General features: G+C 63.4%; 19 protein-coding genes and 1 other RNA gene. 9 read left to right on the top strand and 11 right to left on the bottom strand.

What is annotated here, in order from left to right; genetic code table 11:
- The first annotated feature begins 90 nt into the window (after positions 1-90).
- The gene (locus tag FHS50_RS05940) at positions 91-621 is read left to right on the top strand and encodes a hypothetical protein (RefSeq protein WP_183933425.1); all 531 of its coding nucleotides are present in this window, start codon (positions 91-93) and stop codon (positions 619-621) included.
- Here FHS50_RS05940 and FHS50_RS05935 read toward each other — a convergent pair.
- From FHS50_RS05935 to FHS50_RS05925, 3 genes are read right to left on the bottom strand one after another with little or no spacing between them, the layout of a single operon-like run.
- Entirely contained in the window at positions 618-1097 is a 480-nt protein-coding gene (locus FHS50_RS05935; protein WP_183933424.1) for an HAD family hydrolase, read from the bottom strand. The two genes, FHS50_RS05940 and FHS50_RS05935, sit on opposite strands and share 4 nt — an antisense overlap.
- Positions 1088-1462 (bottom strand): hypothetical protein, encoded by a 375-nt coding sequence (locus tag FHS50_RS05930; protein WP_183933423.1) that lies wholly within the window; start codon positions 1460-1462, stop codon positions 1088-1090. Before FHS50_RS05930 ends, FHS50_RS05935 begins: the two co-directional genes overlap by 10 nt.
- Complete coding sequence (locus FHS50_RS05925) at positions 1462-2844, bottom strand: UDP-N-acetylmuramate--L-alanine ligase (RefSeq protein WP_183933422.1); 1383 nt, start codon at positions 2842-2844, stop codon at positions 1462-1464. Before FHS50_RS05925 ends, FHS50_RS05930 begins: the two co-directional genes overlap by 1 nt.
- A gap of 47 nt (positions 2845-2891) precedes the next feature.
- Here FHS50_RS05925 and FHS50_RS05920 point away from each other — a divergent pair, with 47 nt between their 5' ends.
- The gene (locus FHS50_RS05920; protein WP_183933421.1) at positions 2892-3698 is read left to right on the top strand and encodes an LD-carboxypeptidase; all 807 of its coding nucleotides are present in this window, start codon (positions 2892-2894) and stop codon (positions 3696-3698) included.
- 105 nt (positions 3699-3803) lie between these two features.
- Entirely contained in the window at positions 3804-4064 is a 261-nt protein-coding gene (locus FHS50_RS05915; protein WP_183933420.1) for an SWIB/MDM2 domain-containing protein, read from the top strand.
- A 96-nt stretch (positions 4065-4160) separates the two neighbouring features.
- Here FHS50_RS05915 and FHS50_RS05910 read toward each other — a convergent pair whose 3' ends face one another.
- From FHS50_RS05910 to FHS50_RS05885, 6 genes are all read right to left on the bottom strand, one after another.
- Positions 4161-4871, bottom strand: a complete 711-nt coding sequence (locus FHS50_RS05910; protein WP_183933419.1) for an extensin-like domain-containing protein — start codon at positions 4869-4871, stop codon at positions 4161-4163.
- A 25-nt stretch (positions 4872-4896) separates the two neighbouring features.
- Positions 4897-5547, bottom strand: a complete 651-nt coding sequence (locus FHS50_RS05905) for an NUDIX hydrolase (RefSeq protein ID WP_183933418.1) — start codon at positions 5545-5547, stop codon at positions 4897-4899.
- 81 nt (positions 5548-5628) lie between these two features.
- Complete coding sequence (locus FHS50_RS05900) at positions 5629-5880, bottom strand: hypothetical protein (protein WP_183933417.1); 252 nt, start codon at positions 5878-5880, stop codon at positions 5629-5631.
- A 95-nt stretch (positions 5881-5975) separates the two neighbouring features.
- Entirely contained in the window at positions 5976-6260 is a 285-nt protein-coding gene (locus FHS50_RS05895; protein WP_183933416.1) for a hypothetical protein, read from the bottom strand.
- 11 nt (positions 6261-6271) lie between these two features.
- Positions 6272-6472 carry a hypothetical protein gene (locus FHS50_RS05890; protein ID WP_183933415.1) on the bottom strand — a complete coding sequence of 67 codons (201 nt, stop codon included), beginning with the start codon at positions 6470-6472 and terminating at the stop codon, positions 6272-6274.
- Positions 6459-6704 carry a hypothetical protein gene (locus tag FHS50_RS05885; protein WP_183933414.1) on the bottom strand — a complete coding sequence of 82 codons (246 nt, stop codon included), beginning with the start codon at positions 6702-6704 and terminating at the stop codon, positions 6459-6461. Before FHS50_RS05885 ends, FHS50_RS05890 begins: the two co-directional genes overlap by 14 nt.
- Before the next feature lie 100 nt (positions 6705-6804).
- Between FHS50_RS05885 and ssrA the strand changes: the two genes are divergently transcribed.
- Positions 6805-7161: a transfer-messenger RNA gene (gene ssrA / locus FHS50_RS05880) on the top strand.
- A gap of 64 nt (positions 7162-7225) precedes the next feature.
- On the opposite strand, the gene FHS50_RS05875 is transcribed toward ssrA, so the two are convergent.
- Positions 7226-7486 (bottom strand): hypothetical protein, encoded by a 261-nt coding sequence (locus FHS50_RS05875; protein ID WP_183933413.1) that lies wholly within the window; start codon positions 7484-7486, stop codon positions 7226-7228.
- Positions 7487-7684: 198 nt separating this feature from the next.
- Here FHS50_RS05875 and FHS50_RS05870 point away from each other — a divergent pair, with 198 nt between their 5' ends.
- Positions 7685-9718, top strand: a complete 2034-nt coding sequence (locus tag FHS50_RS05870) for an amidohydrolase family protein (protein WP_183933412.1) — start codon at positions 7685-7687, stop codon at positions 9716-9718.
- A 59-nt stretch (positions 9719-9777) separates the two neighbouring features.
- Here the strand turns inward: FHS50_RS05870 and mscL are convergent, their stop codons facing one another.
- On the bottom strand, positions 9778-10206 hold the full coding sequence (gene mscL / locus FHS50_RS05865; protein ID WP_183933411.1) for a large conductance mechanosensitive channel protein MscL: 429 nt from the start codon (positions 10204-10206) through the stop codon (positions 9778-9780).
- Positions 10207-10328: 122 nt separating this feature from the next.
- Between mscL and FHS50_RS05860 the strand changes: the two genes are divergently transcribed.
- From FHS50_RS05860 to FHS50_RS05845, 4 genes are read left to right on the top strand one after another with little or no spacing between them, the layout of a single operon-like run.
- On the top strand, positions 10329-10925 hold the full coding sequence (locus tag FHS50_RS05860) for a LemA family protein (RefSeq protein WP_183933410.1): 597 nt from the start codon (positions 10329-10331) through the stop codon (positions 10923-10925).
- Positions 10918-11784 carry a TPM domain-containing protein gene (locus tag FHS50_RS05855; RefSeq protein ID WP_183933409.1) on the top strand — a complete coding sequence of 289 codons (867 nt, stop codon included), beginning with the start codon at positions 10918-10920 and terminating at the stop codon, positions 11782-11784. Before FHS50_RS05860 ends, FHS50_RS05855 begins: the two co-directional genes overlap by 8 nt.
- A complete protein-coding gene (locus tag FHS50_RS05850) occupies positions 11784-12455 on the top strand; it encodes a TPM domain-containing protein (RefSeq protein WP_183933408.1) in 672 nt (223 codons plus the stop codon). Before FHS50_RS05855 ends, FHS50_RS05850 begins: the two co-directional genes overlap by 1 nt.
- A complete protein-coding gene (locus FHS50_RS05845) occupies positions 12452-12946 on the top strand; it encodes an NUDIX hydrolase (protein ID WP_183933407.1) in 495 nt (164 codons plus the stop codon). The genes FHS50_RS05850 and FHS50_RS05845 overlap by 4 nt, the downstream gene beginning before the upstream one ends.
- Positions 12947-12960 lie beyond the last annotated feature (14 nt).

Raw genomic sequence — 12960 nt, 5'->3', positions numbered from 1 at the left:
ACCGTCGGTCAACCATGGGGGGTCTATGATCTCATCCGGGCAAAAGGAGATGAGAGCATGTCGGAGAATGGCAACAATAACGGCTCGAGTATGAACGCTGGCGGCGCGATGCTGATCAGCGAAATGAAGGAATTTGCGAGTTTCGACAAGGCGACGCAGCGCTATATCCGCCGTTCGCTGGACGTGGGCATCGGCCGGACCGATCCGATCGCGACCTGGGCGCGCGACGAGATCGAAGCCGCTTCGATCACCGCGCAGGGCCGTTTCTACAAGCAACTCGAACATCTGCGCCTGCAGATCCCCGATGACAGCGGGCTCGACATGCTCGAACCCTTCCTCGGGATGCTGACGACGCTGGCGGCGTTCGATCTCGGGCAGGACCGCCTGCCGAACTTCGCCTCGTTCCGCTTTCTCTACGAGCGCCTGCTGGGCGCGGCGGTGCGGCCCTGGCTGCCTGCGGCTTTCTGTTCGGCGGCAGCACTTCCGCACCTCCACCCCGACACGCGCCGCGTGCTTCTCCAGTCGATCAGCGAAAGCGCCGCGACCGCGCCGGGCTGGTCCACGCGCGAACCGGTCTTCTGGCCGGAATGGGTCGAAAAGGTCGACGTGGCCGCGGCCTAAAGCGGAAAGTAGCTTTCCAACTCCTTCAATGTCCGATCAGGCGAGCGGTGGTGAACGAACACCCCGCTCGCTTTTTCTTCCCAGGGCTGGCGCGCTTTCAGCCGGTCATCCACCAGGACATCGCCCGGCGATCCGAAGCGCCATTTGTCCCGCGCCATGCAGGTGATGAGCTTGAGGTCGGGAAAATGCCGCGCGGCCCAGACTTCCTTTTGCGGCGCCGCCCAATTTCCCATCGGCAGTCCGGTCAGGAGCACCGGCGAGAGATGCCGAACCCGTTCGACCATCTCGGCGGCGCCCGGAAGCAAGTCGAGTTCGGCATAGAAGCCCTCGGTCCGCGCCAGCGCTTTCCAGAAACCGCCCAGTCCGCGCTGCTTCTCCAGCGCGCGCGGCGACAGCCCCGTGGCCCGTTCGACGCCCTTGTCGAAATCGGCCAGCACGCCATCTACATCGAGAAACAATTGCCGCGTCACAGCCATCCCGGCTCCGCCTCGAAGGGGTGGGGCATATGCGTCTCGGTCCACCCCGCTTCCTTGATCAGCCGGTTGGAATCGACCGGCTTGCAACCCGATGCGGGATCCAGGGACCAGGTCACATGGTAGATCGAACCGTCGGGCCGGTCGCAATCGCCGTCGACGCTCACCACCAGGGCCTCGATCCCGCGCTTGTCATCGGCATGGCCGACGACCTTGAAAGACGCAGGCGAGGGGGGCGCGGTCGGTTTGCCGCTCCGGCCCCAATGGGTCACATGATGGGCGATGACCTTGGAATAGCGTGGGGGAAAGGCCGCGAGCAGCCGTTCGCGGTCATCTTCTTTCAGGATCCAGCCAACCGGACGCGCCATCAGCCGCGCGCCTCCAGCTCGGCGACCAGGCCCTGCGCATAGGCAATGAGACTGTCGTCGCGCGCGCCCATCACCATCAGCACATCTCCTGGCTCGGCTTCGCGCACCATGCGCGCGGCGATGACATCGCGGTCGGCGATATGGGTGGCATCGCCCCCGGCCTGGCGGATGGCATCGGCCAGCCATCCCGATCCGCGGCTGCGGTCCACCGTTCCGCCCTGGTAGACGGGGTCCGAAAGGTAGAGGCAGTCACCATCTTTGAGGTGACGCGCGAAGACCCTCGCCAGTTCCTCGCCCATCTGGCGAAGCGGTCCATAGCCGTGCGGCTGGAACATGATCCGCAGCCGGTGATCCTTCATCGTCTCGAGGGTCGCGGCGACCTTGTCGGGATTGTGCCCGAAATCGTCATAGACCTGCACGCCGCCGCTCTCGCCGATCAGTTCGAGCCGCCGCTTGAGGCCCGCAAACCGGGCTAGCGACGCCGCCGCAGGGGCAAGCGGCACCCCCAGCGCATGGACCGCCGCGAGCGCGGCAAGCGCGTTCGATGCATTGTGCCTGCCTCGCATCGGCAGGGCGACGGCAATCCGCTCGCCGTCGACCGAGACAATGAAGTTGGTGCCCATGTCGCCAAGATTGAGATCTTCGCCCTTGAGATCGGCGTCCTCGGCGTCGAAGCCGAAGGTGACCAGATTGTCGCGCCCTTCCGCAAGAGCCGCGCTTTCCTCGTCGTCGAGATTGACCACACCCTTCTTGGCGGCGTCGAGAAAGCCGCCGAATAATGAGCGTAATTCCTCCATCGACTTGTGGTCGAGGCTGATGTTGTTCACCAGCGCGATGGTCGGGCGATAATAAGCGATCGACCCGTCGCTTTCATCGACCTCGGATACGAACAGTTCGGGATCGCCTGCCAGCGCACTGGCAAACGGCGCCGATGGCGATGCGAAATTCTTCATCACCGCGCCGTTCATCACCGTCGGTTGGCGTCCGGCGGCGACCAGCATCCAGGCGATCATGCCCGTCACGGTCGACTTGCCCGAGGTACCCCCGACCGCGATCGACCGGTCCGCGCCGTTCAGAAGTTCGGCGAGAAGGTCGGGCCGCGTCATGCGCGGCAGTTCATGTTCGCGCGCTGCCACCATGTCGGGAACGCTGTCCTCGACCGCCGCCGAGGCGACCATCGTCATGCCTTCGCGCACTCCCGATCCGTCCTGGGGAAAGAGCTCGATGCCGAGCGACCTGAGATAATCGAACTTGGGCGCGGTACGCCCCGCATCGAGCGAGCGGTCCGAGCCCGAAACCCGCATGCCGCGGGCGCGAAGGATCGCAGCGAGCGGCAACATGCCGCTGCCGCCGATTCCGCAGAAGAAATAGTGGTTGGTCATCGCTGCTGCCCTATGCGATTGCTACCGCGCTTACAACGGAGGGACCTTTGAAGATTGCCGTCGTCGCGCCGAGCTGCCCGATTGATCCGACTGCCGCTGACAAGGCGCGCGAGCGGGCTGCGGCGATGGGTGCCGAGCTGTTCGTCCACGACCAATGTTTCGCGTCCGACGGCCACTTCGCAGGGCCCGACGAACAAAGGCTCGCCGCGCTGCGCGACGTGATGGCCGACGAAACCATCCATGCCGTCTGGATGGCGCGCGGGGGCTATGGCTCCAACCGCATCGCCGAGCGGGCGGTCGAGGACCTCCCATCCGCCGCAAGGCAAAAGCTCTACATGGGCTATTCCGATGCGGGTTTCCTGCTCGCCGCCTTGTGCAAATCGGGTTGCCAGGCCGTGCATGGCCCGATGGTGCAGGACGGCGTTCGCGATGACGGTGAGGCGGCGCTCGAGCGGGCGCTGGCGTGGATGGTGCGCCGCCATCCCGCCGCGCTCGAACCGGGCCTTCGCGAAGGCAAGCCCGCGATGGCCTTCAACCTCACCGTGCTTTCGCATCTGCTCGGTACCGCGCTCGAACCCGATTTCACGGGCGTCGACCTGATGGTCGAGGAGGTGGCCGAGCATGACTATCGGATCGACCGGGCGATGTTCCATGTCACGGGGCAGGCCTCGGTCCGCAAGGTCGCCCGCCTGCGGCGCGGAAGGATGAGCGACATTCCCGAAAATGACCGCCCGTTCGGAAGCGAGCCCGCGGCCATCTTTTCGGACTGGTGCCGCCGCTCCGGCATCGTCGATGGCGGCAGTGCCGAGATCGGGCACGACGCCGACAACCGGGTGGTTCCTTTCCCTCTCTGATCCCCCAGAGGCGAAAAAAAGCGATGAATGGCCGTCATTGCCCTTGCGGAGTGCCTCGGGGACTGCTCTATTTCCCTCCGAACTTAACAGGGAGGGCCAGTAGTAATGGCAGAGAAGAGAAAAGCTGGTGGTGGTCTTGCGCGTCCGGTGACCCCGTCGCCCGAATTGGCGGCAATCGTTGGACCCAATCCGCTGCCGCGCAGCGAAGTCGTGTCGAAGGTGTGGGCCCACATCAAGGCCAACAACCTCCAGAATCCGCAGAATAAGCGGGAAATTCTGGCTGACGACAAGCTGCAGAAGGTGTTCGGCACCGACCGCTGCACCATGTTCGAAATGAACAAACATCTGTCGAAGCATCTCAGCTAGGCAGTTCGTCCCTTCACAGGGATGATGGGAAAATGGGGTCGCGGCCTAGGCTGCGGCCCTTTTTTTGCCGCGAATCGAAGCGCAGGCACGCAGGCCCTAGCGGCACATCGACCATCCCGCCGGCCGCCCCGCGGCCATGTCGAAATGGAAATGGTCGGCATGAGCCTCGTTATAATCGGGCGAAAGCACGGTTCTGAACAGGTCGCACGCTCCGTCGCGCACCTCGCGCAAGAAGCGCGCTTCGCGGCCGTCGCCCGGCCAGTCCCGCACAATAGGGATCGTGGCTCCGCTCTCCATCCGGAACCCCGCGATATCGACCGCATCGGCGGTGGCATGTTCGCTAAAGGGGCCCTCGTCTCGGCCATAGAGACGACGGCAGGAAAAACTCCCGAAATGGTCGATCGCGACCACCCGTTCGCCGAAATGCTTTTGGGCCGCGGGCTGGAGCGTCTCGCGCTCCCACAAAGCGAGTGCCGCCGCGACCGGGCATGAAGTCACCAATCGCCCATAAGCAAGGCGCGTACCCTCCGCCGATCCGATCTCGATCCCGTCCTCATAGCCGCAGGCCGGTTCGGACAGGCGGCGCGGCGGGGCAGGGCGGTCGCCGGTCCTGGCCTTGGCGAGCAGCGACCGGCAATGCGGCGCATCGTCCGCAAGCGCGGCAAGCTTGTCATCGGTAAAGGCGCCCACCGGATCGCCGAGTGAAAGCGGCGTCCAGGGGAAATATTCGGGATGTTCGGCCTCGAAAGCCCTGAACCGGTCCCAGCCCAGATAGAGCACGCCCGATACCAGCAGCAGGACCAGCAAGCAGCCCCATCGCTTCGTCCGGGCCTCAGGCGCGGATGGCACTGGTCAGCGGTTCGGCAGTGACGGGATAGCCGATGCCTTCGGGGATCACGACATGGTCGACGCCCTCTTTCTTCTCGACCCAGGGCGTGATCGGTTCGATGGGATGGCGCGCCGCATCCTCGAACAGCTCTTCAAGCGTCCGGAACTGCGCAATCCTTTCAAGATTGCGTTTGGTGGGGAAGATCGCGCTGGCTTCGCCTGCCTCGATCCGGTCGAGCATCGCACGTGCGCTGGTCCAGCAGGCCTCGCAGATTTCCTCGTCCTGGAGGCCTTTGACACGGGCACCCTCGGGCGCGCGGGCAAGGTAGAAGAAAGTGTCGAAACGCCGCTCGACATTGAACTTGGGTAGCCAGCGGGCAAAGGGAACGAGCGCTTCCAGGTTCCGGCCCAGCGACAGGCCGACCTCTTCCTCGGTCTCGCGGATCGCGGCGATCCGGAAGGCGGCATCGTCGAACGGACTGCCCTCGGCGGCTTCCTCATCTTCGGGATCGACCCGCCCGCCAGGCCAGACCCAGGCACCTGCGGCAAAGGCCATTGCCCGCGTGCGCCGGACCATCAGCATCTCGGGCGGCCCGGCCTCGGTTTCACGAAGCAGGATCAAGGTGGCGGCAGGTCGGACGGGGCGTTGGGTCATCGGGCTATATTTGCGTGCGGCAGGCAAAAGAAAAGGCCGGACCTTGTCGGGACCGGCCTTCTTGCTTGCAAATGGGGTCGTCTATTGTTCGACGACCACGTCCGCTTCGTCGATGGCATCGCCCATGGCTTCACCCATGTCGTCCACCTGCTCGGCACGTTCCTCGAGCTGGTCGGCGCGTTCTTCCGCAGCATCGGCCATTTCCTCGAGCTGGTCGGCACGCTCTTCATAGCGTTCCTCGACATCCTCGGCGAGCGCATCATCGCCTTCGCCACCGCAAGCGGCAAGCGCGAGAGCAAAACTGGCGGGCAAGCTGATCATCAAGCGTTTCATCGTGGGTCCCCTCTGACCTGGAGCGCGATCAAACGCTCGATTGAAAGAAATTGGCCGGGCGCACCCGAAGGTGCACCCGGCCAACCTGTACGCAGTTACATGCCTTCGACGTCGGCCGTCGCGCCGCCATCGGCGTTGACGTCGGCTTCATCGATGGCTTCTTCCATCTTTTCGCCGCGCTCTTCGGCACGGTCGGCAGCGGCTTCAAGGCGCTCTTCCTCGGCTTCGCTGGTGGCGTTGTCCGCCATGTCTTCGAGGGCGTCGGCCTGGGCTTCACCGGCATCTTCATATTCGTCGCCCAGCGCATCGTCACCCGAACCGCCGCAAGCGGCCAGAGCCAGGGACGCAGCACCAACAATCGCAAAACTGACTTTTTTCATGATATTTCCCTCTAGTTATTCAAGCTGTTGGACATCTCGCTTGCCGCTTTTTCATCGGCTTCGCGTGATACGGTTTCAAGATTGTCGATGGTCTCGTCATAGCCATCTTCAATCTCGATGGTCTGGTCGCCGGGCACTTCGCCACATGCGGCGAGAGGCAGCGCAAGCGCTGCGATGGCGACCGCGGGCATACCGCAATTACTGCGCGGCATCGCCCTCGGCGACTTCTTCAAGATGTTCGCCATGATCCTCGACCTTCTCGGCGGCGTCTTCATACGCTTCTTCCGCCTGCTCGGTCGTGGCGTTATCGGCAGCATCTTCAAGCATTTCGACCTGGTCTTCGGTTTCCTCGGCGACCACGTCGCCCGCTTCGTCCTCGGCCGGGTTGCACGCGGCGAGCGCGAAAGCGGATGCCGTCATGATGGCGATCGAAAATTTCTTCATTTCAGTCCCTCTCGTATCAGCGGGGCTAGTTTTCCTCCCCCTTCAAGGCGTTTCCAACGAAACGCGAAGGGCATGGTTCCCCCCGAAACGATGCAGGCTGCATCTTGCGCGGACGAAGCGCAATCCCTATCTCTGGAGGTGCCGGTTTTCCGGCTATGTCGGTAGAGTATCGAGTGGAATAGGCATATCGGACCCGGGGGGCAGTACCCCGGCGCCTCCACCACCAGCCGCGAGGCCTTCGAAGGCCCGGACGCGGTTGCTGATGGGGGCGAAACAGGATCGACGAATGCAGTAAAGGCTCGGTTGCCGATCGGTATGAGACCACCGCGACGGCTCATTTTCACAAGTGCCAACGATAACGAGGCGCTCGCTATTGCTGCGTAACCGACGGTCTAACGACTAAGGTTACAAGGTATTAAGCGCGGTCGGACCCCACCGGGCAACAGAAGGGGATTCCAGCGGTCCGGAGGGTACCGGGCAACAGAAACCCTCCACTTTCCATCACGACAGGCAGGCGCCCCTCAGGCGAGGCTGAGCGGCAGATCCTCGTCATCATCGTCATCAAAGGCGAGGACGAGCAGGATTGCCCCGATCAATATGCCTGCGCCGATGATCCAGTAGATTTCGTCATGGCCATCATCGTCATGCACCTGGACGGTTGCGCTGCTGCTGGCCATCACCGGCACTGCCGCCGCCGGGCGCACCGAGGCATTGGCGCTGCTCACGACCATCGCCGACATCATCGCCACGCCGCTCGCCGCTGCGAGAATTTTTTTCACCATGACCTTCGTCCCCTGCAATCTTCCTCTCGAAGCCGCGCGTTATACAAAAAATTAACACAGGTGAACATCCCCCTTTGGAAGATTGCCGGTCGTCAAGGCAAAGAGGCAGCGGGCGGGGCGCACGAAACAGCCATTGCCACCCCGCCAAACCCGGTCCATCGTCCCCGCCGAACACCTGGATCCAGTGGAGACCCTGCGATGACACGACGGCCTTTCCTTCTTGCTACCATGCTGCTTGCGGGAACGGCCCATGCCGCGCCCGTGCCCGCCGACCAGTTAATGAGGCCGCCCGAAAATGCCGATCGCTTCGTGATCGTTTCGGAAAGCAATACGCATGGCGACGAATGGCGCTGGGTGCGCGAGGACGGCGCCATCGCCTTCCGCAAGGCACAGAGCCTGCGCGGCTGGATCACCCAGACCGACGCGGCGGTGACTCTCTGCGAGGATCGCCGTCCCTGCGCGATCACGATCCGCGGCATCACCCCTGCGGGGGATGCGGCCGAAAGCCTGCGAAGCAATGACGGACGGCTCGTCTGGGATTCGGGCGCCGATCGCGGCTCCGCCGAAGATGGCGAAGGTTTCTATCTGTCGCGCGGAGGGCCGCAGTCGATGCTCGGCCTGCTCGCCGAATATCTGGTCCGGGAAAGTGGCGAGGTCGATCTCCTGCCGTCGGGCAAGGCGCGCCTTGTCGAAGGCCCGGTGGTTCCCATCGAGGACAGCGACGGCGATGTCCGTGCGCGGCTAATGTTCATCGAAGGGCTTCAGGCCACGCCCGTGCCGATCTGGCTCGACGAGCAGGGCCGCCACTTCGCGACCATCGACTATATGGGCTTGATGCGCGCAGGCTATGAGGAACATTTCCTCGCGCTTCAGCAAGTGCAGGAAGAGGCTGCTGCCCAGGCCACCGCCGATATCGCCAAGCGCTTTCTGACCGAGGAAGCGCGCGCGCCCGTGCTCATCGACAATGTCGCGATGTTCGATGCCGATCGCGGGCAATTTCTCGAAGGCCGCTCGGTGCTGGTGAAGGATGGCCGCATCGCCGCCATCGGCCTTGCCGGATCGCTTACTCTTCCCGAAGGCGCGCGGCGCATCGACGGTGCGGGCAAGACGCTCACACCGGGCCTGTGGGACGCGCACAAGCATTTCTCGAACGGCTATGACCTGCTCGCCAATGTCGCAACCGGGATGACGGGCATCCGCAGCCCCGGCAACGGCCTGCGCGAACTACTCGGCGCGACCGAAGCGCGCGCCGAAGGCCGGATCGTCGCGCCCGAAATCTATGGCACGATCATCATCGACCAGAAGCATCCCCTATCGGCGCAGGGCGCCGACCTGGTTTCAAGCGAGGAAGAAGCGATCGCGGCGGTCCGGAAATCCGCCGAGAACGGGCTGTGGGGCGTAAAATTCTACACCTCGATGAAGCCCGAATGGATTGCCCCCGCTGCCGCCGAGGCCCATCGCCTCGGCCTCAACGTGCTCGGTCATGTCCCCGCCACCATGCGCCCTTCCGAAGCGGTGAAGGCGGGCTATGACGAAGTCACCCATCTCAACTTCATCATCATGGAAGACTTGCCCAGAAGTGTGGTCGATGTCTCGAACACCGCCGCACGCTTCGAAGGGCCCGCCCAATATGCCAAGGACGTCGATCTCGACAGCCCGGTGATGCGCGATTTCTTCGCTCTCCTGAAGGAAAAGGGCACCTGGGTCGATCCCACCATCATGCTCTTCGAAGGGAGCTTCACCTATACCGATCCCCAGCTGGCCCCGGCCTACCAACCCTATGCCGGCACCCTGCCCGCGGTATTCGAGCGCAGCCTGACGGCAGGCGGCTATCCCTTGTTCGGCGACGTCACCCGCGACGACATGCGCGCCAGCTACAAGAAGATGCTCGACCTCATCGGCAAGCTCTACGAGCATGACATTCCGATCGTCGCCGGGACCGATGGCTACGGTCTCGAACTGGTGCGCGAGATCGAGCTGTATGAACAGGCGGGGATGAGCAAGGCCGCGGCGCTTCAGACCGCTACCATCAACGTCGCCCGGCTCGTCGGCGTCGACGATCGCACCGGCTCGATCGCGGTGGGCAAGGAAGCCGACCTCCTGCTCGTCGACGGTGATGTCAGCGAGGATCTCGGCGCGCTCCGCCGCGTGGTGACGGTGATCAGCGACGGCTATGTCATGGATGGCGACGACTTGCGCCGTGCAGCGGGCTTTTCGGGCATGCCCCAGTAGGAAAACGGGCGCCGCTTCCCTCGTAGAAGCGGCGCCCCCTTTGATCGCTCAGGCTGGCGTCAGGGCCGCTTCTTCAATTCGGCCAGAATGTCGGCCAGCAGGTCCTTTTCGCTCGGACCGGCAGGCTTCTTCTCTTCTTCCTTCGCCGTGAAGCGGTTCACCTGCCGCACCATGATGAAGATGATGAAGGCGAGGATGAGGAAGTTGATTACCACCGTGATGAACTGGCCCCAGCCCATCACCGCTGCACCCGCTTCCTTGAGGTCGGCATAGCTGTTGGGATTGCCTTCGAACCCTTCGGGAATCGGCCCCAACAGGGTGAAATAGTTGGAAAAATCGACGCCGCCGAACAGGGCGCCGACAACCGGCATGATGATGTCGTCGGTCAAGCTGGCGGTGATCAGCGCGAAGGCCCCGCCAATGATGACCGCGACGGCCAGGTCGATGACGTTGCCCTTCGCGATGAAGGCCTTGAATTCCTTGAGCATGGATGATCCCCCCGATGATATCCCTTGGAAAATCCATCTTAGGTCATTCGCCCGTCATTGAAAGGGGCGGGCAAAATACCTACCTATCATGGTAATACAGTCATCTTTGGGGGAATGATTCCATGACCATGTTTCGACGTTACGGGCTTCTCGCCCCGGTTGCCGCGCTGAGCCTCACGGGCTGCGGCCTCAACAGTGTGCCGACCGCCGAGGAACAGGTGAATGCCGAGTTCGGTAACCTGCAGGCCGAATATCAGCGCCGCAACGACCTGATCGGCAATCTCGTCGAGACGGTGAAGGCCGCTGCAGGCAGCGAAGAGGATATCCTCACCCAGGTCGTCGAAGCGCGCAGCCGCGCCACCAGCGTCCAGCTTTCACCCGACCAGCTGTCCGATCCCGATGCGGTGCGCACCTATGCCAATGCGCAGGCCCAATTGGCCGGAGCGCGCAGCCTCATCGGCAATGTCATCATGGAACGCTATCCGCAGCTCCAGTCGCAGCAGCGCTATTCGGACCTGATGGTCCAGCTCGAAGGCACCGAAAACAGCATTCTCGTTGCGCGACGCGACTATAACGAGGCGGTCCGCTCCTATAACACCACGATCCGCACTTTCCCTGACGCGATCGGTGCCAAGATCTTCTACGATGCGGAGCCCAAGGTCCCGTTCGAAGCCGCCGAAGGCGCGACCGAGGCCCCGACCGTCGATTTCGGTGAATAGGCCGCTCGGCGCCTTGCTTGCGGGCTGGGCGCTGCTTCTGGCAGCGCTCGGCCAGCCTGCATATGCGCAGGATATCGACTTTCCGCCGACGCCCGAGAACAGTTGGATCCTCGACCAGGGCCAGTTTCTCACCGATGCCGAGGAACTCGCGCTCAACCGCAAATTGCAGGCCAGCTTTGATGCCAGCGGGCGGCCCATCTACATCGTCACCGTTCCCAACCTCCAGGGCCGCACCATCGAGGAATATGGCTATCGGCTGGGGCGCGAATGGGGGATCGGCGATGCCGAGGAGGACAATGGCGTCCTCCTGACGATCGCGCGCGAAGAGCGGCGGATGCGCATCGACACGGGCTATGGCGCCCGTGTTTTCCTTCCTGACATCATCGCGGGCAGGATCATCCGTAACGACATTACGCCGCTGTTCAAGCAGGGGCAGTTCGCCGCCGGCATCGATGCAGGCGTGGACAGCATGCTCGAAGCTCTCGCACTCAGCCCCGAGGAAGCGCAGCGGCGCGCCGACGAACTGGCGGCGCAGCGTGACGAGATGTCGGGCGACGCCAAGGGCGCGGCGGCGATGGGTGTCATCGTCAATATTCTCGTCTTCATGTTCATCTTTCTCGCCATCGCGCGCCGCGCGGGCGGGAAGCGCTACAAGGGCAAGAAGGGACGCCGCCGTCGCGGCCGCGGGATGGACGCGGGCGACATGGCGGTCTTTCTTTGGGGCCTCGACGCCATCACCCGCTCGGCGACGCGGGGCGGAGGAGGCTTCGGTGGCGGTTTCGGCGGCGGGGGCGGCGGCTTCGGAGGCGGCTTCGGGGGCGGTTCCTTTGGCGGCGGCGGCGCATCGGGGGGATGGTAATGCAGAAATTGTCCGCGGAAGATCATCGCCGCGTTTCCGAAGCGATCGCGCTCGCCGAGGAAAAATCGGACGGCGAGATCATCGCCGTGACCACCGATTATTCGGATCGCTACCATGACGTCGCGCTCCACTGGTCGGCGCTCGGCGCATTCCTCGTCATCGGCCTGATGGCGCTTTTTCCGACCTGGCTCGAACGAATTTACGGCTGGCTGTTCGACAGCTGGTCCGATCCCTCGCTTCAGGGGCTTTTGACGCTGCTTCTGGGCCTCGCGCTCGCGACCTTTCTTCTCGTCCTCTTCCTGATGCGCTGGATGCCGCTGCGGATGGCGCTGACCCCTGGATCGACCAAGACGCGAAGGGTCCGTCGCAAGGCGATCCAGGTCTATAAATCGGGCGCGGAACGGCGCACCATCGGGCGAACCGGCATCCTCATCTACCTGTCGCTGGGCGAACATCGCGCCGAGATCGTCCATGACGATGCCATTACCGAGGTCGTCGAACCCGACGCCTGGGCCGAAGCGATGATCGCGTTGCTCGGCCCGGTAAAGGAGGGGCGCATCGTCGACGGCATCAGCGCTGCTATCGCCGAAATCGGCGAAGTGCTCGCGCAGCATTTCCCCAAGTCGTCCGACGACACCAACGAAATCCCGGACAAGCTGATCGAGCTATGAGCGACGAAATTGCATGGAAGGGCCGTTATCTGGAGATGCGGCAGAAAGACGGCTGGGAGTTCGTCACCCGCACCAGCGGGATGAGCGCGGTGGTGATCATTGCCGAGATCGACGACCATCTCCTTCTCGTCGAGCAATTCCGTGTCCCCGTGGGCCGCAACTGCCTCGAACTGCCCGCGGGTCTGATCGGCGACGATGATGGCAAGGAAGACAGTGTCGAGGATGCCGCCGCGCGCGAACTGGAGGAGGAGACCGGCTACCGCCCGGGCCGGATCCAGCGCTTGGGCGAATTCTATTCCTCCTCGGGCGTGATGGGCGAAAGCTTCCACCTCGTGCGCGCCCATGACTGCGTGAAAGTGGGCGAGGGCGGGGGAACCGACAGCGAGGACATCACCGTTCACAAGGTCCCCTTGAGCGAAGTTTCGCGCTTCATCGAGCGCAAACGGCAGGAGAATGTCGGCATGGATGTCCGCCTCATGTGCTGGACCTGATGTCGTTCGTCGAA

Origin of the sequence: Sphingomicrobium lutaoense, assembly GCF_014195685.1 — a bacterium.
Taxonomy (GTDB): Bacteria; Pseudomonadota; Alphaproteobacteria; order Sphingomonadales; family Sphingomonadaceae; genus Sphingomicrobium; species Sphingomicrobium lutaoense.
This window is presented reverse-complemented; position numbering and strand designations above follow the sequence as displayed.

Coding starts and splice junctions, on each gene's coding strand:
- FHS50_RS05940 (WP_183933425.1), top strand. CDS start 91: ATGAACGCTGGCGGCGCGATGCTGATCAGCGAAATGAAGGAATTTGCG.
- FHS50_RS05935 (WP_183933424.1), bottom strand. CDS start 1,097: ATGGCTGTGACGCGGCAATTGTTTCTCGATGTAGATGGCGTGCTGGCC.
- FHS50_RS05930 (WP_183933423.1), bottom strand. CDS start 1,462: ATGGCGCGTCCGGTTGGCTGGATCCTGAAAGAAGATGACCGCGAACGG.
- FHS50_RS05925 (WP_183933422.1), bottom strand. CDS start 2,844: ATGACCAACCACTATTTCTTCTGCGGAATCGGCGGCAGCGGCATGTTG.
- FHS50_RS05915 (WP_183933420.1), top strand. CDS start 3,804: ATGGCAGAGAAGAGAAAAGCTGGTGGTGGTCTTGCGCGTCCGGTGACC.
- FHS50_RS05905 (WP_183933418.1), bottom strand. CDS start 5,547: ATGACCCAACGCCCCGTCCGACCTGCCGCCACCTTGATCCTGCTTCGT.
- FHS50_RS05900 (WP_183933417.1), bottom strand. CDS start 5,880: ATGAAACGCTTGATGATCAGCTTGCCCGCCAGTTTTGCTCTCGCGCTT.
- FHS50_RS05895 (WP_183933416.1), bottom strand. CDS start 6,260: ATGAAAAAAGTCAGTTTTGCGATTGTTGGTGCTGCGTCCCTGGCTCTG.
- FHS50_RS05890 (WP_183933415.1), bottom strand. CDS start 6,472: ATGCCGCGCAGTAATTGCGGTATGCCCGCGGTCGCCATCGCAGCGCTT.
- FHS50_RS05885 (WP_183933414.1), bottom strand. CDS start 6,704: ATGAAGAAATTTTCGATCGCCATCATGACGGCATCCGCTTTCGCGCTC.
- FHS50_RS05875 (WP_183933413.1), bottom strand. CDS start 7,486: ATGGTGAAAAAAATTCTCGCAGCGGCGAGCGGCGTGGCGATGATGTCG.
- FHS50_RS05870 (WP_183933412.1), top strand. CDS start 7,685: ATGACACGACGGCCTTTCCTTCTTGCTACCATGCTGCTTGCGGGAACG.
- mscL (WP_183933411.1), bottom strand. CDS start 10,206: ATGCTCAAGGAATTCAAGGCCTTCATCGCGAAGGGCAACGTCATCGAC.
- FHS50_RS05860 (WP_183933410.1), top strand. CDS start 10,329: ATGACCATGTTTCGACGTTACGGGCTTCTCGCCCCGGTTGCCGCGCTG.
- FHS50_RS05850 (WP_183933408.1), top strand. CDS start 11,784: ATGCAGAAATTGTCCGCGGAAGATCATCGCCGCGTTTCCGAAGCGATC.
- FHS50_RS05845 (WP_183933407.1), top strand. CDS start 12,452: ATGAGCGACGAAATTGCATGGAAGGGCCGTTATCTGGAGATGCGGCAG.